We start from the raw sequence: 22,358 nt of genomic DNA on the forward strand, positions 1-22,358 counted from the left end.
GAAACCTAACTCTGTGGGCACCTGGGGTCAAGCCCGATTCTGGCCAGTTCCCTGCCCGACAGCGCCCAGGCCTTCCACGAGCCCGGCTCGAAGTGCAGCTGGGGGTTGGTGTACCACTCGTCGCCCAGCCCCGTGGCCAGCAGCTTGGCCTCGGTGCCCAGCTCGTAGGCGTTGCCGCCGCCGAAGAAGACCGAGGCGAAGACCCTGCCCCTGTGCACGGTCAGCTCGCCGTAGCCCGACAGGGAGCCCTGGTGCCTGACGGTCCTGGTGGCCAGGTCCAGGGCGATCCAGGCACCGGAGTTGCGCTTGTAGACGCCGTAGAGCAGGCCGTCGTGGACCTTGATGTCCTGGAAGGTGCGGTTGCCCTGCACCGGGTCCACCTGCCAGAGCACGGTGCGCGTCTTCAGGTCGAAGGCGGCCACCGAGGCGGAGGTCCTGACCGGCGGGGTGCCGCCGCCGCCCAGCACGTCGCCGCCGAGGTAGACGACGCCCGCCCCCGAGTCGAGCGAGAGGCTCATCAGGCTCTGGTCGGGGATGACGCCCTCGTAAACGTCCGTCTTCCCGGTGTCGGGGTCGACGACCGACAGGGCTCCGTCGAGTTTGGCGCCCAGCGGGGCGCTGGCGACCAGGAGCTTGTCGGTGCGGGGGTCGTATTCCAGGTCCCATGGGCGCTGCTGGCCGTGGCCGAGGAAGCCGAGGCTGGTGACCTCGTCCGTCCTCATGTCGATGGCGATGATCTGGCCGCTGGGGTAGATGGCCGCGTAGATCTTGTTGCCGCGCCGCACCAGGTCCTTGGGCTCGCCGGGGACGCGGAAGCGGCGGTGCTCGCCGGTGCGCAGGTCGCGCACGTCCATGGAGAAGTGGCCGCCGATGTAGACGGCCCTGTTGGGCACCAGGAGCATGCTCTGCGGGCGTTCGGCCCCGCTGGGCAGTCCCGCCTCGATCAGGTCGACGAACTCGGCCTTCGCGCTCGGCAGGTCGAGCGTCCACATGCCGCCGCTGCCCGAGAATCCGACGAGGGCGCCCTCGCCGGTGAGCGCGAGGCGCCTGGTCTCGTCGCCGGGCGAGGGCGCGTCGGCGATCCTGGTGAGAGCCTCGTCGCCGGTGCGGTAGCGGTGGACGGCGCCGTCGGGGCGCGTCGTGCCGTACACGGTGCCGTCGGGGGTGGAGACGATCGCGTCGAGGCTGCCCGCGCCCGTCGGCACCCGCCTGAGGTCGGTGCCGTCCTTGCGGACGTCGATCAGGGTCGTGCCGCTGACGGCCAGCACCCTGTCGCCGTGCTCGGCCACCACGCCGATGCCGCCGGGGCCCTGGGCCAGCTCGCGCACGGCCCCGCTCGCGCGGTCGATCGCCACGAGCCTGCCCTTGTCGAGCAGGCCCGCGTAGACGTTGCCCGCGTCGGCCGCGACGGCCCTGACGTAGCGCTCCCCCGCGGCCAGCACGCCGAAGTTGCGCACCGCGCCGGTGTCGGGCCTGTACTCCCACACCCTGCCGTCGGGGTAGGTGCCGGCGTAGAGCGTGCCGTCGGGGGCGGCGGCCAGGCTCCAGACGAAGCCGCCGTTCCTGCCGAAGGAGTGCAGGTGCTTCACCTCGCCGGTGGCCAGGTCGAAGCTGTAGAGGTCGGGGACGGGGTAGGTGCCGGCGTAGACCTTGCCGCCGGAGACGGCGGTCGCCCACGCGCCCTCCGGCTCGCCCGTCGCCGGGGCGTCCGGCAGCGTGACGCTCCTGACGACCTTGCGCGTGGACAGGTCGAACTCGGCGAGCACGGGCGGCTTCTGGCCCCTGGTCACCACGTAGGCCTTGCCCTCGTGGACGGAGGCGCCGACGATGGCGCCGGTCACCGAGGCGGGGCCGAATTTCTCCACGCCGGGGGGCTCGCAGGTGGCCGCCTGTGCGGGGGCGGTGGTCAGGAGAACGGTGCCCAGCACGGCGGCCAGTGCTGCCAATGGTGTCTTCATGGTGTCACTTTCGGGCAGCGGGGGTCGAGTCTGATCTTGGCGAGGTCTCTGCCGACGAGGGCCCAGGCGTTCCACGAGCCCGGTTCGAAGTGGAGTTCGGGGACGTTGAACCACTCCTCGCCCAGCCCGGTGGCCAGGTGCCTGGTCTCGGGACCGAGCAGGTAGGCGTTGCCGCCCTCCCTGTAGGTCGAGGCGAAGACCCTGCCCCTGTGGACGGTCATCGTGCCGTGGAAGGAGAGCCGGCCCTGCTGCTCGATGCTCCTGCCGGCCACGTCGAGCGCGATCCACGCGCCCGCGGGCCGCTTGTAGAGCGTGTACAGCAGGCCGTCGTGCAGTTCGAGGTCCTGGACGGTACGGCTGCCCGCCACCGGCTCGGCCCGCCAGAGCACCGTGCGGGTCCTCAGGTCGAAGGCGGCGACCTGCGCCGTGGTCCTGGTGGGAGGCGCCCCTCCGGGGCCGACCACGTCGCCGCCGAGGTAGGCGATGCCCCTCTTCGGATCGATGGCCAGGCCGATGACGCTCTGGTCGGGCAGGACGCCGACGTGGACGTCCTTCTCCCCCGTGTCGGGGTCGACGACGGAGACGGCGCCGTTGAGCTTGGAGCCGAGCGGGGAGGTGACGACCACCAGCTTGTCGGTGAGGGGGTCGTAGCCGATGTCGGCGGGGCGCTGCTGGTCGTGGCCGAGGAAGCCGAGGCTCGTGACCTCGTCGGTCCTGATGTCGATGGCGATGATCTCGCCGCTGGGGTAGATGGCCGCGTAGATCCTGTCGCCGCGCCTTACCAGGCCCTTGGGCTCGCCCGGCACGCGGAAGCGGCGGTGCTCGCCGGTGCGCAGGTCGCGCACGGTCATCGAGAAGTGGCCCGCGATGTAGACCGCGCGACCCGGCACCAGCAGCATGGTCTGCGGCTTCTCCGGGCTCGCCTCCATGCCGGCCTCGAGCAGGTCGAGGAGCTCGGCCTTGCCGGTGCGCAGGTCGAGCCACCACATGCCGCCGCTGCCGGTGATGCCGAGCATGGTGCGCTCGTCGAGCAGCTGCATCTTCCTCGTGCCGTCGCCAGGCGAGGGCGCGTCGGCCACCTTGGTGAAGGCCGTGTCGCCCGTGCGGTAGCGGTAGAGCGTGCCGTCGGGGCCCGAGGTGGCGTAGACGGTGCCGTCGGGGGCGGGGTAGATCATGTCGAGCCAGGCGCCCGGGATGGTGGTGCGCCTGTCGTCGGTTCCGTCCTTGCGGATGTCGATGAGCTCGCGCCCGCTGGTGGCCAGGACGCGGTCACCGTGGTCGGCGAGCTCGACCAGGCCTGAGGGGCCCTGGGCCAGCTCCTTGATCGTGCCGTCGGCGCGGGTGATGCGCATGAGCTTGGCCTTGTCGAGCAGGCCCGCGTAGACGTACTCGGCGTCGGCCGAGATGCCCCTGACGTAGCGCTCCCCCTCGGCCAGCACGTCGAACCTCTTGATCGCGCCGGTGTCCTGGTCGTACTCCCACGCCCTTCCGTCGAGGGAGGTGCCGAGGTAGATCATGCCGTCGGGGGCGGTGGCCAGCGTCCAGACGAAGCCGCCGTAGGCGCCGAAGGTGTGCAGGCGCTTCACCTCGCCGGTGGCAGGGTCGAAGCTGTAGAGGTCGGGCGAGGGGTAGGTGCCGATGTAGATCTTGCCTCGGGAGACGGTGGTGGCCCAGCCGCCCTCCGACTCGCCTGGGAGCCTGACGTTCCTGATCACCTTGCGGGTGGCCAGGTCGATCTCCGACAGCAGGGTCGGCTTCTGTCCCCTGCCGACGATGTAGGCCCTGCCCTCGTGGACGGTCGCGCCGACGAGGGCGCTGGTGAGCGAGGCGGGGCCGTACCTGGTGATCGCGGGTGCGTCGCAGGTGGCGGCGTGCGCGGGTGTGGCGAGGAAGACTGTCGGGACCAGCAGAAGGGCTAAGAGCAGTCTCGGCACGGCCGGGCCTCCACCTGGTTGCTCGATTTTGGCCCAGACCGTAATCTGCTGAACGCGAATAGTCAATGGAGGCGGTTGTGACGGCGTTCGACGCGCGTGGCTTGATCGGCGAGCTCACGGTGACGCTTGACGTGGACGTGCTGGTGGGAGCCTACGCCGACAGGGACGGCCCGCCGGGCGACCCGTCGTCGGTGCTGGCCGCGCTGGGCGAGAACAGGATCGGCAGGGGCGCGGTGGCCTCGCTGCGGGCCGCCCTGTTCGACCTGCGCTCCGGCAACGACGAGGTGCTCGCCCTGCCAGGCGTCGTCCCCGTGGGCGCGCTCGACCTGCGCGACCCGATCGGCTCGGTGCGCGAGATGGAGCGGCTGGCCGCGCGCGGGGTGAAGGCGGTCAGGCTCTTCCCCGACGAGCAGGGCGTCGAGGCGGGCTTCCCCTCCGTGCGGCACGTGGCGAGGAGGGCGGCGGCGCTCGGGCTGGTGGTGCTCACCGGCGGGGACGTGCGCCGCTTCTGGCAGCCGTTCTCCGGCCTCGAGGCCAAGGTCGTCTTCCTGGACACCCACTTCTACCACCTGGGCGACTTCCTGGTCGTCGCCGCCGACGAGCCCGGCTTCCACACCTCGACGCGGCTGCTCAACTCGCCCGACGCGCTGGAGACCGTACCCGCCGACCGGCTGCTGTACGGCTCCCGCACCCCCCACTACGAACCGCTGGTCCCGCTGCTGCGGCTGGCGACCAGCGGGCTGAAGCCCGAAGAGATCACCGCCGTCGCGGGCGGCAACGCGAGGAGGCTGCTCGGATGATCGTCGACGTGCACGCGCACTGGGGGCCGTGGTTCTTCACCATGGACGTGGCCGAGGTCAACCTGGCCACCATGGACCGCTACGGCATCGGCGTGTCGATCGTGTCGGCCACCGAGGCGGTCATCTACGACGCCTCCGCGGGCAACAGGGCGCTCGACGGCTGGCTGGCCACCACCGAGCGCCACTACGGCTACGTCACGGTCAACCCGCGCAGGCTGGCCGAGGCCGAGCGGGACCTCGACGAGTACCTGCCGACGGGGCGCTTCGTCGGCGTCAAGATCCACACCGACTACACGGGCTCGCCCGTCACCTCGCCGCAACTGCGTGAGGCTCTCGCGCTGGTGGCCTCGCGCGGCGTGCCCGCCCTCGTCCACACCTGGGGCGCCACCGTGCTCGACCTGGCCCAGGCCGTCGCGGACACCCCCGGCCTGCGCGCGATCGCGGGCCACATGGGCGCGGACGGCCACCGCTACGCCGTCGAGGCCGCGCGCGCCTGCGACAGGCTCTGGCTGGAGCCCTGCTACTCCCACGCGCCGGCGGGCAGGATCGCGCAGGTGGTGGCCGGCGTCGATCCAGGAAGGCTGCTGTTCGGCACCGACTCGACGCTCATCGACCCCGCCTCGGCCTTCGGCGCCGTCGCGGCGGCCGACCTCTCCCCCGGCGTCGCCGAGCTGATCGCTTGGCGCAATGCCGTCCAGCTCTTTGGTCTGGACATTACGGCCTAGGCCGTTATAGCGTCCGGCAGATGATCCCGCGTCGCCGTTTCCTCCAGGTAGCAGCCGCCGCGTCCGCCGCCGCTGTCACCCTTCCGGCCACCCCCTCCCTCGCCGTCGCCCGCGAGCCCGAAGGCACGCTCACCGACCTCGGCCCCGCCAGCGTCGCCAGCCCGCTGGGCAACGGCGAGTTCGTCGGCAACGTGCTCTACATGGGCTCGCGCGGCCTGTCGCCCAACGTCGTGGGAGCGTGGGACCTCGGCACCGACAAGGTCACCACCCACTTCGAGATCCCCACGGGCGTGGGCATCTGGGCCATGTGCAAGGTGGGCACCGACCTGTACGTCGGCACCCACTCCAGGTCCGACCTGTACAAGATCGACACGGTGACGGGCACGACGACCAAGCTCGCCGAGTACCCCGACCACTTCATCTGGACCATGGCCTCCTCGCCCGACGGCAAGATCTACATGGGCATGTCCGAGCCAGGCAGGGTCGTGGAGTACGACCCCGCCACCGGCGTCAGCCGCGACCTCGGCCAGCCCGTGGCGGGCGAGTCGTACGTGCGCAGCATCCAGGCCGACGCCACCCACGTCTACGCCGGCATCGGCACCAACGCCCACCTCATCGCGATCGACAGGAAGACCGGCGAGAAGCGCGACCTGCTGCCCGCCGAGCTGGCCGACCGCGACTGGGTCTCGAGCATGTCGAGCTCCGACACGCACGTGGCGGGCGGTGTGCTGTCGCTGGCCGAGCTGGTCGTGGTCGAGAAGGCCGACCCGGCCAACTACAAGATCGTCAAGGCGACCGCGCCGGGCGAGAAGTACGTGGTCGCGGTGCTGATCCACGACGGCTGGGTCTACTTCGCCGGGCGACCCTCCGGCACCCTGTACCGCTACCACATCGCCACGGACAAGCTCGAGGTCCTCGGTGTGCCGTTCTTCGAGGCGGGGACCGGCAGGATCCTGGAGCACGAGGGCCGCATCTACGGCATCCAGGACCCCGGCGTCTTCGTCTACGACCCCGCCACCGGCAAGCTCGACTACCTCAGCCACGTGCAGCGCGGCTACCGCGCCGCCGCCGAGGCGCCCATGTCGGTGCACTCCGACGGCGAGTACGTCTACGTCGGCGGCAAGAGCGGCGCCGACCTGCACGAACTGGCCACAGGCAAGGTCACCAGGCTCTCCATCCCCGGCGAGCCGAAGACCATGATCACTGTCAGGGACACCACCTACCTCGGCATCTACACCCAGGCGGCGCTCTACTCCCACCGCATCGGCGACCCCGAGGCCAAGCTGCTGTTCCGCACGGGACACAACCAGGACCGCCCGCGCGACCTGGCCTACGACAGGCGCACCCGCCTGATCGTCATGCCGACCCAGTCCGAGCCTGGTCACCCCAACGGCGCGCTCGACGTCTACGACCCGCGCAGCGGCAAGGTCGACACCTACCGCCCGATCGTGGAACGCCAGACCGTCGCCTCGGTGACCGCGCTGCGGGGCATCGCCTACCTGGGCACCAGCACCCAGGAGGGGCTCGGCTCTCCCCCTGTGACGCCCACGGCCCGGCTGGCCGCCTTCGACCTGCGCTCGCGCAAGCTGCTGTGGGAGATCGAGCCGCTGCAGGGCGTCGCCTCCATCACCGGCGTGAAGCACACCGCCACGGCGGTGTACGGCCTGACGAACACCGGCGTGCTGTTCGAGTACGACCTGCGGCTGCGCAAGGTGACGCGGACGCTCAAGGTCAACAACAGGGGCGGCGACCTGGTGATCGCCGGGTTCACGGCCTACACCAGCGACGTGGACGGGGTCTACCGGATCGACCTGGTGCCGTTCACGGCCAAGAAGATCGTGACGGGGCTGGCCAGCGACTGGTTCGGCGGCGGCTCCAAGCTGAACATCGACCCGTCGGAGCGGGCGCTGTACGGCATCAAGGGCCGCAACCTCGTGCGCATCGCCATCTCTCCCCGCTGACCCTCACTCGCCGAGCCCGGCCCCTCGGGCTCTCCCGCAGGGCCGTCCCGCCGTAGCGGGGCGGCCCTGCCGCGTCGTGCGGGGCCGGCGCCAGAAGAAGGTTCAGCGCACGGAGGTTCAGCGCACAGGGGTCAGGCGGAGGACGGCCTTGCCGCTCGACAGCGAGAGCACGCGCACGCCGATGCCGTTGACCGACCCCGTCGTGCCCTCGCCCAGCAGCGCCTGCGAGGTCACGCCAGGCCCCGTGCCCTTCACCCTGACGGAGTGGCCGGTGAAGGAGATGGCCAGCCTGGTGATGCCGAACCTGGAGCTGACCCTGAAGGAGACCGACTTCCTGAGGGTGAGCCTGCACCTGCCGTCATGGCAGGCCCGCAGGTTGGGAGCCGTGGCCGCCGCGCGCACGGCCGAGGTGCCGGCGCCCGTCGCCGTGCCGGGCACGGGCGCGGAGGCGGGCAGGCCGGTCAAGGTCGTGGCGAGCAGCACGGAAGCGGCGATCATCAAGGGCATGTCCGTCCATTCGTCGCTCTCACAGGGATGTGCCGACGCGCTCAACCCTTCGTCAACGGCGCCGCGATGTCCACCCGGTTCGGCGAAATCCCCCCGCGGCCCTCAGGACGAGCGGTTCGGCGAATCCCCCCGCGGCCCTCAGGACGAGCGGTTCGGCGAATCCCCCTCCGCGGCCCTCAGGACGAGGCGGCGAGGACGTCGGCGCGCTCGGCCTCGGGAAGGCCCGGACCGAAGGGGTCGTGGGCATGGGATTCGGGGATGAGGCCCTCGGCGGCGGCCAGCCACAGCATGCGCTGGACATAGCCCTCCATCGGCGCGGTGAACGTGGCGGCGGCGAGCCTGTCCAGCCTGGCCGAGGCCTTCTCGAAGGCGCGCAGGTCGTCGCCCGCGAAGGCGCGCATCACCGCGCCCGTCGCCTCCACCGAGGCCGCGGCGATGCCGACCAGGGCCGCTTCGGCGCCCCACAACAGGGAGGGGCCGAACATGCGGTCCTCCCCCGTGATCGCCAGCCTGCCCGCCTCGCGGGTCAGGGCGATCGTCTCCTGGCAGCCCATGGCGTCCGACAGCAACGCGGTCTTGAGCCCGGCCACGCCGGGATGGCCGAGGATCTCGCGCATGACGGCCGGCGGGCACGGCGAGGTGTAGAGGTCGAAGGCGATCATCGGCAGCCCCGCGGCCCGCCACACCGCGTCGTGCAGCGCGACGCGGTCGCCCGCCGAGGGGAACAGCAGAAGGCCGTCGGCGCCGAGCTCGGCCGCCGTCGTGGCGTCGGCCACCGTCCGCTCGACCACCCCCGCTCCCTCGACCACCCCCGCTCCCTCGGCGGCCGCCGCCCCGGCGGGGGCCGCCCCGTCGGGGGCCGCCCGGCCGGAAGGCGCCGCGGCGCCCCGGGTGTGGACGGCGTGCGGAGCCGCACTGCCCGACCCGCCGACGCCCACGATGACGGGGACGCCCGTGCGCCTGGCGCGCAGGATCAGGCCGCGCCGCACGTCGGCGGGCAGGAAGGGGCCACGGCCCGTGTGGGCGAGCACGGCCAGGGCGTCGGCGCCCGAGGCGACGAGCCGGTGGAAGTAGCTCTCGGCGAGGTCGAGGTCCACCTCGCCGGTGCGGGTCATCGGGGTCGCCGCCGCGGCCACCAGCGCGCCGCGCAGGCGGTCGCGCAGGCGGGCGGCGCGCGTGTCGATTGCCGTGCTCATGATCGCTCCCTCACCGGACGTTTCGGGGCGTCCAGCGTAGGACGTCCCGTCACGAAGCGGTACGCCCGCCTTCCCGATGGGACGCGGGGCCGATCACCCCCCGGCCCGCGGGAGTCCCGTCACTTGAGGCCGGTCATCGCGATGCTGTTGACGAGGTAGCGCTGCAGCAGGAAGAAGACCAGCAGGCACGGCACCGCCGAGATCGCCGCCGACGACATCACCATGGACCACTGGAGCTCCTCGGTCCTCAGGATCGTGAGGCCGACCGTCAGCGTCCTGGTCGCGTCGCTCTGGGACAGCACCAGCGGCCACAGGAAGTCGTTCCAGTGCCACAGGAAGACGAACACGCCCAGCGTCGCCATGATCGGCTTGGTCAGCGGCACCACGATCGTCCAGTAGACCCGCAGCTCCGAGGCCCCGTCGACCTTCGCGGCGTCGAACAGCTCGTCGGGCAGGCCGAGGATGAACTGGCGCATCAGGAAGACGGCCTGCGAGTTGGCCAGCGTCGGGACGATCAGGCCCCAGAACGTGTCGACCCCGTTCAGGTTCGAGATGAGCACGAAGACGGGGATCAGCGTCGCCTGGAACGGCACCATCATCGTGGCGAGGAACGTCCAGAGCATGGCGTCGCGTCCGGGGAAGCGCTTCTTGGCGAAGGCGTATCCGGCCATGGAGGCCGTGATCAGGATGACGACGACGGACACCGCCGAGTAGATCAGCGAGTTGAGCGTCCACTGGGCGAAGCCCGACGCCGACAGCACCTGCGTGATGTTGTCGAGGGTCAGCGACTCCGGCCACTGGACGGGCACCGTGGGCTTGCCCCTGGGGCTGAGCGCCACGATGATCATCGCGGCGAACGGCGCGACCGTCAGCAGCGACATCAGCGCCAGCAGCGCGAACAGCCACCACTTGCCGCGCGGACGGCGGGGCCTGGTCGTGGCGCGGGCGCTGGTGGCCGCGGGGCGGGTGGCGGTGAGCGTCACGTGTTCCCCCTCCCGAGGAAGCGGCGCTGAATCAGCGAGATGGCCAGCACGATGGCGAACAGCACCATCCCCCACGTGGCCGCGTAGCCGAACTCGAAGAAGCGGAAGCCGCGCTCGTAGATGCCGTAGATGAGCGTGTAGCTGGCCTTGGCGGGGCCGCCGCCGGTCATCACGTAGATGGTGTCGAAGACCTGGAACGAGCTGATCGTCTCGATCACCAGCACGAAGAAGAGCGCGGGTTTGAGCAGCGGCAGCGTGATGCTGCGGAAGCGCTGCCAGGCGCTTGCGCCGTCGACGCGGGCGGCCTCCATGTACGAGCCGGGGATCGCCTTCAGGCCGGCCAGCAGGATCAGCATCGAGTAGCCGAACCCCTTCCAGCAGGAGACGACCGCAAGCGCGGGCAGCACCAGCGAGGAGCTCTCCAGCACCTGGACGGGGCCGAGGTCGACCTTGGTGAGCAGGCCGTTGAGCAGGCCGTCGAACTCGTAGATCCAGCGCCAGATGATGCCGGCGAAGACGAAGCTCGTGACGTAGGGCAGGAACAGCATGCTGCGGAACAGCCCCCGCATGAAGATCACCGCGTTGAGCAGCAGCGCGGTGCCCAGCGAGACGAGCACCGTCAGCGGCACGAAGATCGCCGCGTACACCAGGGTGACGCGCAGACTGGCCCAGAAGTTCGGGTCGTTCCACAGCCGGACGTAGTTGTCGGCCCCGACGACGTCCCACTCCCCGCCGATGTTCCAGTTGGTCAGGCTCATGCCCGCCGCACCCAGCGTGGGGAAGATCCGGAAGATCAGGAAAAGGACGAGCACGGGCAGGACGAACAGCAGTCCAGTGACCGGATCACGCAGGCGATGACGCACCGGCATTCACACCTTTCCAGAAAAACAGGGCCTTCCCTCAGGAAGGCCCCAATCGTGTCAGCTGCCGCTGGACAGCAGCTCGTTGGCCTCCTTCGCCGCGGCGTCGAGGGCGGTCTTGGCGTCCTCCTTGCCGAGCAGCGCCGCCTGGATGTGCGACGCGATCATCGCCATCACCTGACGGGCCTTCGGGTGGGTGTCGCCGGGGAAGGCGAACTCCAGGGACTTGGCGAACTCCTTGGAGGCGGCCGACTGCCCGGGGATGGTGACGTCGGTCCTCGCCGAGAAGAAGCCGGACTCCTTGGCCAGCTCGGCCGCCACGGTGGTGGAGGCGAGGTAGCCGGCGAACTTCTTGGCCGCGTCCTTGTCGGCGGCGTGCTTGGCCAGCACGAGCCCGCCAGGGATGCCGAACGCGACCCGCTTCGTGCCCTCGAGCGGCAGGCCGACGCCCACGTTCTCCTCGCCGATCGCGGCGGCGAGCTGCTCGACCATGCCCGCGGTGGCGGCGTGGTACATCGCGGACTTGCCGCCTGCCAGCGGGCCGCCCTCGATGTCGTTGCCCTTGCTCGCGGTGTTCTCCGGCAGGCCGCCCGCGGCCTTCAGATCGAGCAGGTACTGCAGGCTCTGCACGCCCTCGGGGCCGTTGAAGGCGACGCTCTTGCCGTCGGGGGCGAAGACGGTGCCGCCGTTGGCCCAGAGGATCGGGTAGAAGCTCTGGTTGAGCGAGACCTCGGGCTTGCCGGGGTAGTCGAGCACCGCCACCTTCTTCGCGGCCAGCTTCGGCGCCGCCGCCTTCAGCTCCTCCAGGGTGTCGGGCACCTCCGTGACGCCCGCCTCGGCGAACAGCTTCTTGTTGAAGATCGGGGCGGTGATCGTCTGGTAGATCGGAACACCGTAGAGCTTGCCGTCGACCGTCAGCGCGGTCAGCGCGTTGGGCAGGTAGGCGGCCTTGTCCTTGGCGATCACGTCGTCGAGCTGCTCGAGGGTGCCCTGCTGGGCGTACTGCGGGATCTGGTCGGGCCCGAGGACGACGAGGTCGAAGCCCTTCCTCGAGGCGAGGGCCGTCGTGATCTTCTCCTGCCGGCCGTCCCACGGCTGCTGGTCGATCTTGACGTCGATCGTGGGGTTGGCGGTCTCGAAGTCCTTCTCGACCTTGCCCCAGAAGGCCTGGTTCTTGGCCTGGTCGGCGATGACGGGGTACATCCAGAGGGTCACAGTGCTCTTGTCGGATCCTGAGCCACCGGACCCGCACCCGGCGATCACGACGCTCATGGCGGCCGCGATTCCGGCTGCCGCTACCTTCCTCATCGGCGGCTTCCTTTCATGAATACCGGTCCTGACCGAAACCTAGTAAGCGGGGAGATGGTCGGTCAATGCCCGATACACGAACGTAACTACGGCCTGTTCCTGATTCGCTCCGCGATGAGCTCGACGTGCTCGTCGGTGTAGTGCTCGTTCCAGTCGATGACCAGCAGCGTCTCGGCCACCAGCCGCTCCGCCTCCGGGCAGGCCGCGGGCGTGTAGCCCTCCAGCGGGTAGCGGGAGGCGCCGTAGACGGGCCCCTGCCACACGGGCGCCCTGTTCAGCGGCTCCCCGAGGTAACCGGCCCGCGCCGGAATCCCCGCGGCCCCCAGGTGGGCGGCCAGCTCGCCGGCGCCGCCGTCCGGAAGGACGACGGGGAACAGCCACCATGCGTGCCCCTCGGGGCGCGGCAGCCGCAGCCCCTGCAGCCCTTCCAAGGCCTTCAGCAGGTGGGCGGCGGTGCGCCGCCTGGCGGCCAGCACGCCGTCCAGCTTGGCCAGCTGGGCGCGGGCGACGGCGGCTTGGAGCTCGGTCATGCGGTAGTTGAGGCCCAGGCTGGCGTGCGACCGTCCGGCGGCGCGGTCCCATCCCTTGTCGGAGAACAGGCGCATCCTGCGGGCCAGCTCGTCGTCCTGGGTGATGACCACGCCGCCGTCGCCGCAGGTGATGTGCTTCCACTGCTGGAGGCTGAAGGTGCCGACGTCGCCCACGGTGCCCGCGAGCCTGCCTCCCCCCACGCCCCGCGCACCGCTCCCGAGCTCCTCCCCCGGCCCCTGGGCAGGGAGCCCCGACTCCTGGGCGGGGAGCCCCGGCCCCTGGGCGGGGAGCTCGGTGAGCCAGGCCTGGGCGCAGTCCTCGATCAACGCCAGCCCGTGTCTGTCGGCCAGCGCCCTGAGCTCGTCGATGCGCGCGGCCGCGCCGAACAGGTGGACCGCCATGATCGCCCGCGTCCTCGGCCCGATGAGGGCCTCGACCGCGGAAGGATCGAGATTGCCGTCGGAGGGGTCCACATCCGCGAAGACAGGAACGGCGTTCTGCGCCAAGATGGGGGCCACAGTCCCGAAGTCCGTGATCGGCGTCGTGATGATCTCGTCTCCGGGGTCCGGCGCAGCCGCCACGACCGACAGATGGAGAGCCGCGGTGCCGGAGCTGCACGCGATCGCGTGGCGGGAGCCGTACAGCTGCGCCATCTCGCCTTCGAGCGCCTTGGCCTCGGTTCCCCACACGGAGTTGAGCATGCCCGAGCGGATCACCCGCTCCAGGGCGGCCACCTCCTCGTCGCCGAGCGTGCGGCCCTCGGGATCGGCCATGGTTGGAAAGTTCGGAGTCACGAGTTACCCTTTCGGTCTTGACCGTAATATGGCAGAGGGAGGCGTGGGTGGGAATCGTCATCGGGGTCGTCGGCCCGCACGATCTGGTCGACGACGTCGCGGCCACCTGCGAGGAGCAGCCGGGCGTCACCGCGCTGCGGCTCGACTACGACCACGAGTCGCAGGCACCCGCGATCGTCGAAGCGCACTCCTCCACCGTGGAGGGCTGGCTGTTCACCGGCATCGTGCCGTACATGCTGGCCAGTGACGCCGAGGCGCTCACCCGCCCTGCGGCGTTCGTCGACTACTCCGGGGCGACGCTGCTGACCGCTCTGGTACGGCTGCAGCACGAGGGCCAGGACATCACGCGCCTGTCCATCGACACGATCTCGGCCGCCGACGTCCACGCCACCTTCGAGGAGGCGGGCCTGCCCACCGAGCAGGTGCGCACGCTGCCCTACCGGCCCGAGATGACCTCCAAGAAGGCGGTCTCCTTCCACCGGCGCGGCGGCGACCACGCGGTGATCACCTGCCTCAGCTCGGTGCACGAGGCGCTGCGCGACGACATGCACGTGCTGCGCCTCGCGCCTTCGGTGCACTCGGTGCGGGTGGCGCTGCGCCAGCTGCTGCTCACCGCCGAGGGCCAGGCGCAGGAGGACGCGCAGATCGCGCTCGGGCTGATCGAGGTCGACAGCGAGGAGGGCCTGCTGCGCGAGGCGGCGGCCCTCGGTGGCACGCTGGCCGCCTTCAGGGGCGGCACGCATCTGCTGGTCACCACCAGGGGCCCGCTGGCCGACGCCACGGGCGGCTTCTCCTGCCTGCCGATGCTGTCGCGGCTGACCGTGACGAGCCAGGTGGTCAGGGTGGGCTTCGGGCTCGGCCGCAGCGCGGCGGAGGCCGAGAGCCTGGCGCGCAGGGCGCTGGCCAGGGCCAGGCGCATCGGCGACGTCGCCGCGGTGCTGTCGCTGCGCGCCGACACCGACATCGTGCTGGACTCGGTCGGCGCGACACCCGCCGGCGAGCAGAACCTGTCGGTGATCGCCCGCAGGGTCGGCCTCTCGGTGCCCACGCTGGAGAAGCTGCTGGAGGCCCGCGAGGCGGCCGGCGGCGAGCCGCTGACCACCAGGGAGATCGCCGAGCGGCTCGCGGTGCAGCAGCGCACGGCCCGCCGTATGCTGCACCGACTGGAGCTGGCCGGGCTCGCCGAGCGCACCGGCAACCTGACCAGCGGGACCAGTGGCCGCCCGCTGACCCTCTACCGGCTGACCCTCTAGCCGGGCCATCCGCCGATCCTGCTGGCCCGCTAGGCCAGCCACCGGTCGAGGCCCTCGGCGACGAACTCGTCGTCGCGCAGCCACGGGTAGGCGGCCCACACGCGGTCGATCTCGGCGAGCTGTCCTGGAGACAGCTCCTCTGCGGGGTCCAGGCACCAGCGCCCGGCCAGCAGCCCCTGGCGGCGCAGGATCTCGTGGATGCCGGGGATGCAGCCGTGGAAGCCGTTGGCCGAGTCGAAGATGGCGGCGTTGGCGTCGGTGAGGTGACCGTCGAGCCCGAGCAGCCTGCGCACGGCCGCGTCGTCGCCCGCGCGGGCCAGCTTGGCCTCCTCCAGCAGCTCGACCGCCTTCTTGACCCAGACCGCCCACTGGCCGAGCAGGCCGCCGACGAACTCGACCTCGACCTCGCGGCCGTCCACGATCACCCGGTGGGTGGTGATCAGGTCGGCCAGGATGTGGTCGTCGTTGCCGGTGTAGAGCGCCACCTGGTCGGCGCGCCCCGCCCTGACCACCCCGTGCAGCACGTCGAGCGTGCGGTAGCGGTCGAACGGCGCCACCTTGATGCCGACGACCGACTCGATCGAGGCCAGCCTCGTCCAGAAGCTCCTGGACAGCGTGCGACCGCCGACGGCGGGCTGCAGGTAGAAGCCGATGACCGGCAGCACCTCGCCGACCGCGCGCGCCCGCTCGATCAGCTGGTCCTCGTTCAGCTCCCTGTGGGGGCTGAGCAGCACCATGTGGTAGCCGAGCGACCTGGCGAGCTCCGCCTCGGCCACGGCCTGCGCGGTCGGGCCCGTCGCGCCTGCCACCATGACGATCTCGCGGCCCGCCTCGCGGGCGGTCTCCGCCGCCAGCTCGAGCACCGGCGGCAGCAGCTCGGTGCCGTGGATGGCGAACTGCGTGGTGTGGACACCAACCGCCAGGCCGCCCGCGCCGGCCTCGACGTAGTAGCGGGTCAGCGCCCGCTGGCGGCGCTCGTCCAGCCTGCGTCCCGCGTCGAGCGCCAGCGGGTGCGCGGGGATGACCAGGCCGCGCCTGAACAGGTCGCGGACGGACGTCTGAGCCTCTGGAGCCGTGCTGAGCACGTCGCTTCCCCCTCGATCGATGAGCATGCTGATCAGAACCGGCCGTCGCGGCGCTCGAACTTGGTCGGCTTGCCGAGCAGCGGGCCGCCGTCGGCGACCCAGCGCGCGGTGAGCTCGATCAGCTCGGCGGGCGCCAGCTCCGGGTAGCCGAAGAGCCTGTGACACCTGGCGGCGTTCGACAACAGCGCCGTGTTCGCCTCCTCGCCCACGAAGGAGGGCTCCTTGCCCATGGCCCTGCCGAGGTCGGTCGCGGCCTGCCGTACCGAGATCAGCTCGGGTCCTGTCAGGTTGAGCGTGAACGGCGGAGCCTGCGCGTGCAGCAGCGCGCGGAGCGTGACCTCGTTGGCGTACCCCTGCCAGACCACGTTGGCCATGCCCGTCGACACGTCGATGGGCTCGCCGGCGTGGACCTTCTGCGCCAGGTCGACCAGCACGCCGTAGCGCATCTCGACGGCGTAGTTGAGCCTGATGAGGGCCAGGCGGGTGCCGTACTTCTCGCTGAAGTGCGACATCACCCGCTCCCTGCCCAGGCAGCTCATCGCGTACTCGCCCACGGGGTCGGCAGGGGTCTCCTCGGTCGCGCCGCCGCTCGTCACGGGGACGAGCGGGTAGACGTTGCCGGTCGACAGCGCCGCGATCCTGCTGTCCCTGAACCGGTCGGCGACCCGTCCCGGCAGGTAGGAGTTGGTGAACCAGGTGGCGTGCTCGGCGCCCTGGGTGCCGAACTTGGCGCCGACCAGGAAGACCACGTTCTCCACGTCGGGCAGGTGGCGCAGGGCCTGCTCGTCGGCCACGTCGGCGCTGACGACCGTGGCGCCCTCACGCGTGAGGTCCTCGGCCAGGCCAGGCTCGGAGAACCTGGAGACGGCCACGACCCGCCTGCTCCCCTTCGTCGCGTTGAGGGCGAGCCTGACCAGGCTCGGTCCGAGCTTCCCTCCCGCACCAAGGATCATGATGTCGCCGTCGAGCCTGGCCAGGTCGTCGACGAGACCGTCGCTGGGTCTCGCCAGCCGTTCCTCGAGCTCTGCTACCGTCCGCACCCCGAACTCCTCTCATTTACGGTCCAGACCGTAACTTCGCGAGTGTTTTCCTGTCAATGGGGCGCCGTTTTTATCGAGCCGGAACGGCCTCGCGGGCATCCACCAGAACGCCCAGAATCGCCCTGGTCTGGGCCCACGGCACGGGGCTCGGTGCCCCGCCGACCATGGCGAGGAAGGCCTCGACCGTCCCCTCGTAGCCCAGGCCCTTGAGGACGTCGTCGCCGCTGTCGATGACGATGTCGCGCGAGCCCTGCCGGGTGTGCACGGTGACGGTGTACGCCTCGGAGTCCGAGACGCCGATGATCTCGACCGTGCCCGTGACTCCGCTGTCCCACCGCAGCGCCATGACGCCGGTGTCCTCCGAGCGCAGGCCCTCGTAGTGGCGGACCGAGCCGGCCGCGCCCGCCAGCCGTACGGCGGGGCCGAGCAGCGCCACGAGCAGCTCCACCCCGTGGATGCCCATCGTGACCATGGTGCCGCCGCCCTCGCCAGGCGTGTCCTGCCACGGGTTGTAGCCGGTGGCCCAGAGCCCGACGTCGTGCCTGACGGTGGCGCGCACGGACAGCACCTCGGCGGGGTCGATCCGCGCGGCGGTGAAGGCGGGCGCGAACCTCAGCACGGAGCTGGACAGCACCCGATCGGTGATCTCCAGCCGGTCGAGGGCGTCGAGCTGGGCCCTGGTCGCGGCGGCGGGCTTGTTCATGAACACCGGGGCGCCCGTCTCCAGCACCGCGCGCAGGGCGTCGGGCGCCTGGGGGTTCGGCACGGTGAGCACGACGCCGTCGGGCTCGGTCGCGAGCAGCTCGGCCAGGCCGGCCGCGACCTTCGCCCCCGGATGCTCGTCGGTGAAGCGCCGCAGCCTCTCGGCGTCCTGCTCCCATACGAGGAGCTCGGCGTGGCGGGCCAGGGTTCGGGCGTCGGTGTAGGGGTGACTGGTGGCCAACCCGGCCAAGGCAATGCGCACAGCGTCCTCCAAATCCGGAATGTGCGCCATCATGACACCCTCGCCCCCGTCCGAGGCGAGCCAGTCTCCCCGGCTCCCCGCGGCTACCGCTCGTCCACCTCGGCGTGGGTCCTGCCGTCGGCGAGCCTCGGATAGCCGGGTCCCCTGTCGAAGAAGCTGACGGGCTCCTCGGCCAGCCTGGCGCGCAGCTCGGCCGTGGCGGGCACGTCCACCCTGAACCCCTCCGGCCCTGCGCCCTCCTCGAAGACCACCCCGTAGTCGGTCCTGGCGCCCTCGACCGAGACCTTCCCGTCGCGCACGTCGGCGGCCACCCTCTCCGGATCGCGCTCGTACGGCGAGCCCCAGCCGCCGCCTCCCGTGGTGCGGATGCGGATGACCTCGCCCGCCCGCACCGGATGGTCGTCGACCAGCCCCTCCATCTCCTGCCCCGCCACCGACACCGTGAAGGGACGCCCGGCCCTGCCCCCGTTGACCCCCCAGCACGACAGGATCGACCGGTCGGCGATCGACATGTACGAGGCGTCCCCGAGCATCCTGATGTGCTTGTCGTAGCCGAGCCCGCCCCTGAACAGCCCAGGACCCCCCGAGTCGACCGCGAGCCCGAGCCGCTCCACCCTGAAGGGCCAGCGCGCCTCGGCGAACTCCACGGGGATGTTGCGGGAGTCGGGCACCACGTGGATCGTGTCCTCCCCGTCGGCGTACCACCGGCCGCCCGAGCCGCCGCCCAGGACCTCTCTCATGAGGTACGGCACGCCGCCGCCGTCCTCGCCGTACACGCCGGTGTAGCGGATGGTCTCCTGGTCGGCGGGCATCCGCCCGTTCGTCGCCTTGGCCAGCACCCCCGCCAGCACCCCGAGCAGCCGCAGGATGACGAAGGTCCTGGCGTTGGTGGGCGCGGGGAAGATCGGCGTCAGCAGCGTCCCCTTCTCGGGGAAGCGCATCTCGATGAGCGGGACCACGCCCTCGTTGACGTCCAGCTCGGCCATCCGCTCGGGCGTGTCGGCCAGGTTGCGCAGGATCGGGGCCAGCCACTTCTTCAGGAACACCCCGTCGGCGTAGTCCCCCGCGTGGTTGATGGGGCCCTTGGCCTGCGGCGAGGTGCCGGTGAAGTCGATGACGAGCCTGTCCTCCACGCGGGTGAGCGTGATGCGCTGGGCGTGCAGGCGCGGCTCGTCCACACCGTCGTGCTCGGCGTAGTCCTCCCAGACGTAGGTGCCCTCGGGGATCTTCGACAGCAGCTCCCTGCGGAAGGTCTCGGTGGTCTTGTCGATGATGGCGTCGAAGCACCGCTCGACCTCGGCCCTGCCGTAGCGGTCGAAGAGCTCGGCCAGGCGGCGCGCCCCCATCAGGCAGGCCGAGCACTCGGCGTCGAGGTCACCGGCGAGCGAGTCGGGCATGCGGGAGTTGCGCGTCATGATGCGCAGGGCGGCCTCGTTGGGCACGCCGCGCTCCCACAGCCTGATCGGGGGGACCATCAGGCCCTCCTCGAAGACCGAGCGGGCGTGGGAGGGCATGCTGCCCGGCACCGACCCTCCGATGTCGTCGTGGTGGCCGAAGGCCTGCACGAAGGCCACCACCTCGCCCCGGTGGAAGACGGGCACGGTGACGCAGAGGTCGGGCAGGTGGCCGATGCCACCCTCGGAGAGATAGACGTCGTTGTGGAAGAAGACGTCGCCGGGGTTCATCGTCTCCGGCGGGAAGTCGCGCACGACCGGCTGGACCAGGGCGGAGTAGGAGCGGCCTGTCAGCTTGCGCAGCCTGATGTCGTGGATGCCCGCGCGGAAGTCGTGGGCGTCGCGGATCATCGGGGAGCGGGCGGTGCGGGCGATCGCGGTCTCGACCTCCTTCTCCACGGAGGCGAGCGTCCCTTCGACGATCTCGACGAGGATCGGGTCGACGGCGGTCACCGGCTCTGTCCCTTCTCGGTCGTGCTCGTGCCTGGTTCGCTCGCGCCGTGCCCGCGGATGACCAGGTTGCCGTGCGAGTCGCACTCGGCGGTGAAGCCGGGGTGCAGCGGCAGGGTGGAGCCGTACTCCTCGATCACGGCAGGGCCGCTGACCACGTCGCCCCAGCGCAGGTCGGCGCGCTGGTGGACGGGGCGCTCGGCCCAGCCCTCGCGCTCGTCGAAGCAGACGGGCCGCCCGCCCTGCGCGGTGAGGGCCGCTTCGGCGCGTCCCGGGCGCTCGGGGATGGCGGGCCGGGTGATGGGGCCGATGCCCGACACCCTCAGGTTGACCCACTCCACCGCGTGGCGGGGATCGTCGCGGTAGGCGTAGCCGTAGAGCCGCTCGTGCTCCTCGTGGAAGCGGGCGAGCACCTCGGCGCGCCACTCCTCGCCGAGCGGGCCTGGCGGCGCCGCGACGCGCACCTCGTAGGCCTGGCCGTAGTAGCGCAGGTCGGCGCTTCGCCGGCAGACGGGCGAGGTGAAGCCTTCGCGCTCGAGCGCGGCGACCGCCTGCCCCTCCAGCTCGGCGAAGATCCCCGCCAGCACCCCCAGGTCCGGATTTTTCGTGACATGGGTGCGGACGTAATCGTTCTTGACGTCCACGGTGAGCAGGCCGAACGCCGACACGTTGCCCGGGTCGGGCGGCACGATCACCGCGGGCAGCCCCAGGATGTCGATGAGGCGGCAGGCCAGCAGCGGCCCCGAGCCTCCGAAGGTCACCAGCGGGAAGTCGCGCACGTCCAGGCCGCGTTTGACGGTGATCTGCCTGATCGCGTTGCACTGGTTGAACGCGCTGATCTCCAGGATCCCCGTCGCGGTGCGCTCGGGGGTGAGGCCGAGCTTGGCCGCCAGCGCCTCGACGCCCTCCCTGGCCGCCTGCCTGTCCAGCGGGATCTCCCCGCCGAGCAGGTGCGGAGGGATCCTGCCGAGGAAGACGTGCGCGTCGGTGACAGTGACGTCCCCGCCGCCCTTGCCGTAACACAGTGGCCCGGGATCGGCGCCCGCCGACCTGGGACCGACCTTCAGCGTGCCCTCGGGCGAGATCCACGCGATCGAGCCGCCTCCCGCGCCCACGGTCACGATGTCGATCATCGGGATCTTGCAGGGGTAGCGGCCGATCGACCCCTCGGTGGTGAGCGAGGGCTCGCCGTCCACGACCACCGCCACGTCCGTGGAGGTGCCGCCGCCGTCCAGCGTGATGACCGAGGGGTGCCCCGCGGTGGAGGCGATCAGCGCCGCCCCCAGCGCCCCTGCCGCCGGTCCCGACAGCACCGTGGTGATCGGCTGGTGCACCACCTCGGCGGCGCTGAGGATGCCGCCGTTCGACTTCATCACCGAGTACGGCATGCGCAGCCGCTCGGACAGGTTGGCGATGTAGCGCCGCATCGTCGGCTTGACCGCCGCGTCGACCAGCGTCGTGACCGAGCGCTCGTACTCCCTGTACTCCCTCAGCACGTCGCTCGAGAGCGAGACCACGGCCTCAGGGTGCTCTCTCTCGAGCACCCGCCTCATGCGCTCCTCGTGCTCGGGATTGGCGTAGGAGTGCAGGAAGCACACCCCGATCGCGGTGATCCCCCGCTCCCTGAACCACCGCGCGACCCGCGCCGCCTCCTCCTCGTCGAAGGGCCTGACCTCGGCGCCGAGGTGGTCGAGGCGTCCGCCGACCGTCTTCACCCTGTGCACGGGCACGATCCTGGGCGGCTTCACCCAGAAGTAGGAGTTGCCGTAGCCGTCGGGCACGCTCTGCCTGGCGATCTCCAGGATGAACTCGAACCCCTCGGTGGTCACGAACCCGAGGTCCTCGATCCTGTCCTCGAGCAGCTGGTTGGTGGCCACCGTGGTGCCGTGCACCAGCCCGGTGACCTCCGCTCCCGCCTTCGCGGCGCCGACCTTCCCGAGGCCCGCCATGAACCCGTCGGCCGGGTTGGCGGGCGTCGAGGGGGTCTTGGTGGTGAAGATCTCGCCGGTCCGCTCGTCGACCGCCACCACGTCGGTGAACGTGCCGCCGGTGTCCACTCCGATACGCATGGGTTCAGTCTCTACCCGTGGACCTGCCTGCGGGGATCAGCGAAACCTGCCGAACAACCGGCGTTTCTTCATCGTCTCCTGCTGCCGAGCACGTCGTCGATCACCTTCGGGGCGTGCTCGGTGCCGACGTAGGCGGCCAGCCGTACGGCCAGCTCGTGGGCCCTGGTCAGCTCCATCTCCACGCGTGCCTTGCCCGACTGGCCGGCCTGGATGCCGAAGTAGGCGCCGATGATGGTGCCGATCACGCCGCACACCCCCGCGAACATGGTCGCGAACTCCTTGGTGGCGAACACCGCGGCCCCGAACGCGACGAGGATCACGATGATGCCGGTCAGGACCACGAAGAAGCCGTAGCGCCAGCGTGCGGCGTCGGCCTGGGCGGCGGTCAGGTCGTCGGGGGTCATCAACGCGTCGAGCGCCGCGGGGTTGTCCGTGGCCACAGTTGCCTCCTGATAGCGATGGGACCATAGGTGATGCCCAGTAAGC

The 22,358-nt window shown here is 71.0% G+C and carries 18 protein-coding genes; 4 read left to right on the top strand and 14 right to left on the bottom strand.

The window, feature by feature from the left end; genetic code table 11:
* Positions 1-5: 5 nt before the first annotated feature.
* Positions 6-1,958: an outer membrane protein assembly factor BamB family protein gene (locus ABFX55_RS07180; RefSeq protein WP_346118826.1), complete on the bottom strand. Its 1,953-nt coding sequence runs from the start codon at positions 1,956-1,958 to the stop codon at positions 6-8.
* Positions 1,955-3,892: a hypothetical protein gene (locus ABFX55_RS07185; protein ID WP_346118828.1), complete on the bottom strand. Its 1,938-nt coding sequence runs from the start codon at positions 3,890-3,892 to the stop codon at positions 1,955-1,957. Before ABFX55_RS07185 ends, ABFX55_RS07180 begins: the two co-directional genes overlap by 4 nt.
* 77 nt (positions 3,893-3,969) lie before the next feature.
* Here ABFX55_RS07185 and ABFX55_RS07190 point away from each other — a divergent pair, with 77 nt between their 5' ends.
* The 3 genes from ABFX55_RS07190 to ABFX55_RS07200 are packed head-to-tail and all read left to right on the top strand — an operon-like array spanning position 3,970 to position 7,378.
* On the top strand, positions 3,970-4,692 hold the full coding sequence (locus ABFX55_RS07190) for an amidohydrolase family protein (RefSeq protein WP_346118830.1): 723 nt from the start codon (positions 3,970-3,972) through the stop codon (positions 4,690-4,692).
* Complete coding sequence (locus tag ABFX55_RS07195; protein WP_346118832.1) at positions 4,689-5,417, top strand: amidohydrolase family protein; 729 nt, start codon at positions 4,689-4,691, stop codon at positions 5,415-5,417. Before ABFX55_RS07190 ends, ABFX55_RS07195 begins: the two co-directional genes overlap by 4 nt.
* Before the next feature lie 20 nt (positions 5,418-5,437).
* Positions 5,438-7,378, top strand: a complete 1,941-nt coding sequence (locus ABFX55_RS07200) for a ligand-binding sensor domain-containing protein (protein ID WP_346118834.1) — start codon at positions 5,438-5,440, stop codon at positions 7,376-7,378.
* A gap of 117 nt (positions 7,379-7,495) precedes the next feature.
* Here the strand turns inward: ABFX55_RS07200 and ABFX55_RS07205 are convergent, their stop codons facing one another.
* The 6 genes from ABFX55_RS07205 to ABFX55_RS07230 form a co-directional block, all read right to left on the bottom strand.
* Entirely contained in the window at positions 7,496-7,885 is a 390-nt protein-coding gene (locus tag ABFX55_RS07205; RefSeq protein WP_346118836.1) for a hypothetical protein, read from the bottom strand.
* 176 nt (positions 7,886-8,061) lie between these two features.
* Positions 8,062-9,081, bottom strand: coding sequence for a dihydrodipicolinate synthase family protein (locus tag ABFX55_RS07210; RefSeq protein WP_346118838.1), 1,020 nt, complete (start codon positions 9,079-9,081; stop codon positions 8,062-8,064).
* 119 nt (positions 9,082-9,200) lie between these two features.
* On the bottom strand, positions 9,201-10,064 hold the full coding sequence (locus ABFX55_RS07215) for a carbohydrate ABC transporter permease (RefSeq protein WP_346118840.1): 864 nt from the start codon (positions 10,062-10,064) through the stop codon (positions 9,201-9,203).
* A complete protein-coding gene (locus ABFX55_RS07220) occupies positions 10,061-10,933 on the bottom strand; it encodes a carbohydrate ABC transporter permease (RefSeq protein ID WP_346118842.1) in 873 nt (290 codons plus the stop codon). The genes ABFX55_RS07215 and ABFX55_RS07220 overlap by 4 nt, the downstream gene beginning before the upstream one ends.
* 51 nt (positions 10,934-10,984) lie before the next feature.
* The gene (locus ABFX55_RS07225) at positions 10,985-12,232 is read right to left on the bottom strand and encodes an extracellular solute-binding protein (RefSeq protein ID WP_346118843.1); all 1,248 of its coding nucleotides are present in this window, start codon (positions 12,230-12,232) and stop codon (positions 10,985-10,987) included.
* Between the two features lie 86 nt (positions 12,233-12,318).
* The gene (locus ABFX55_RS07230) at positions 12,319-13,536 is read right to left on the bottom strand and encodes a DegT/DnrJ/EryC1/StrS family aminotransferase (protein ID WP_346118845.1); all 1,218 of its coding nucleotides are present in this window, start codon (positions 13,534-13,536) and stop codon (positions 12,319-12,321) included.
* A gap of 68 nt (positions 13,537-13,604) precedes the next feature.
* Here ABFX55_RS07230 and ABFX55_RS07235 point away from each other — a divergent pair, with 68 nt between their 5' ends.
* On the top strand, positions 13,605-14,810 hold the full coding sequence (locus tag ABFX55_RS07235) for a helix-turn-helix domain-containing protein (protein ID WP_346118847.1): 1,206 nt from the start codon (positions 13,605-13,607) through the stop codon (positions 14,808-14,810).
* A gap of 29 nt (positions 14,811-14,839) precedes the next feature.
* On the opposite strand, the gene ABFX55_RS07240 is transcribed toward ABFX55_RS07235, so the two are convergent.
* From ABFX55_RS07240 to ABFX55_RS07265, 6 genes are all read right to left on the bottom strand, one after another.
* Positions 14,840-15,922: a dihydrodipicolinate synthase family protein gene (locus ABFX55_RS07240; RefSeq protein WP_346118849.1), complete on the bottom strand. Its 1,083-nt coding sequence runs from the start codon at positions 15,920-15,922 to the stop codon at positions 14,840-14,842.
* Between the two features lie 5 nt (positions 15,923-15,927).
* On the bottom strand, positions 15,928-16,935 hold the full coding sequence (locus ABFX55_RS07245; RefSeq protein WP_346118851.1) for an NAD-dependent epimerase/dehydratase family protein: 1,008 nt from the start codon (positions 16,933-16,935) through the stop codon (positions 15,928-15,930).
* 70 nt (positions 16,936-17,005) lie between these two features.
* Positions 17,006-17,899, bottom strand: coding sequence for a Gfo/Idh/MocA family protein (locus ABFX55_RS07250; RefSeq protein WP_346118853.1), 894 nt, complete (start codon positions 17,897-17,899; stop codon positions 17,006-17,008).
* A gap of 83 nt (positions 17,900-17,982) precedes the next feature.
* Complete coding sequence (locus ABFX55_RS07255) at positions 17,983-19,806, bottom strand: hydantoinase B/oxoprolinase family protein (RefSeq protein WP_346118855.1); 1,824 nt, start codon at positions 19,804-19,806, stop codon at positions 17,983-17,985.
* Positions 19,803-21,872, bottom strand: coding sequence for a hydantoinase/oxoprolinase family protein (locus ABFX55_RS07260; RefSeq protein ID WP_346118857.1), 2,070 nt, complete (start codon positions 21,870-21,872; stop codon positions 19,803-19,805). The genes ABFX55_RS07255 and ABFX55_RS07260 overlap by 4 nt, the downstream gene beginning before the upstream one ends.
* Before the next feature lie 68 nt (positions 21,873-21,940).
* On the bottom strand, positions 21,941-22,312 hold the full coding sequence (locus ABFX55_RS07265) for a hypothetical protein (protein WP_346118859.1): 372 nt from the start codon (positions 22,310-22,312) through the stop codon (positions 21,941-21,943).
* Between the last annotated feature and the right edge of the window lie 46 nt (positions 22,313-22,358).

Origin of the sequence: Nonomuraea roseola, from assembly GCF_039535395.1 — a bacterium.
Lineage (GTDB): Bacteria > Actinomycetota > Actinomycetes > Streptosporangiales > Streptosporangiaceae > Nonomuraea > Nonomuraea roseola.

Coding starts and splice junctions, on each gene's coding strand:
- ABFX55_RS07180 (WP_346118826.1), bottom strand. CDS start 1,958: ATGAAGACACCATTGGCAGCACTGGCCGCCGTGCTGGGCACCGTTCTC.
- ABFX55_RS07195 (WP_346118832.1), top strand. CDS start 4,689: ATGATCGTCGACGTGCACGCGCACTGGGGGCCGTGGTTCTTCACCATG.
- ABFX55_RS07200 (WP_346118834.1), top strand. CDS start 5,438: ATGATCCCGCGTCGCCGTTTCCTCCAGGTAGCAGCCGCCGCGTCCGCC.
- ABFX55_RS07205 (WP_346118836.1), bottom strand. CDS start 7,885: ATGCCCTTGATGATCGCCGCTTCCGTGCTGCTCGCCACGACCTTGACC.
- ABFX55_RS07210 (WP_346118838.1), bottom strand. CDS start 9,081: ATGAGCACGGCAATCGACACGCGCGCCGCCCGCCTGCGCGACCGCCTG.
- ABFX55_RS07220 (WP_346118842.1), bottom strand. CDS start 10,933: ATGCCGGTGCGTCATCGCCTGCGTGATCCGGTCACTGGACTGCTGTTC.
- ABFX55_RS07225 (WP_346118843.1), bottom strand. CDS start 12,232: ATGAGGAAGGTAGCGGCAGCCGGAATCGCGGCCGCCATGAGCGTCGTG.
- ABFX55_RS07230 (WP_346118845.1), bottom strand. CDS start 13,536: ATGGCCGATCCCGAGGGCCGCACGCTCGGCGACGAGGAGGTGGCCGCC.
- ABFX55_RS07240 (WP_346118849.1), bottom strand. CDS start 15,922: ATGCTCATCGATCGAGGGGGAAGCGACGTGCTCAGCACGGCTCCAGAG.
- ABFX55_RS07260 (WP_346118857.1), bottom strand. CDS start 21,872: ATGCGTATCGGAGTGGACACCGGCGGCACGTTCACCGACGTGGTGGCG.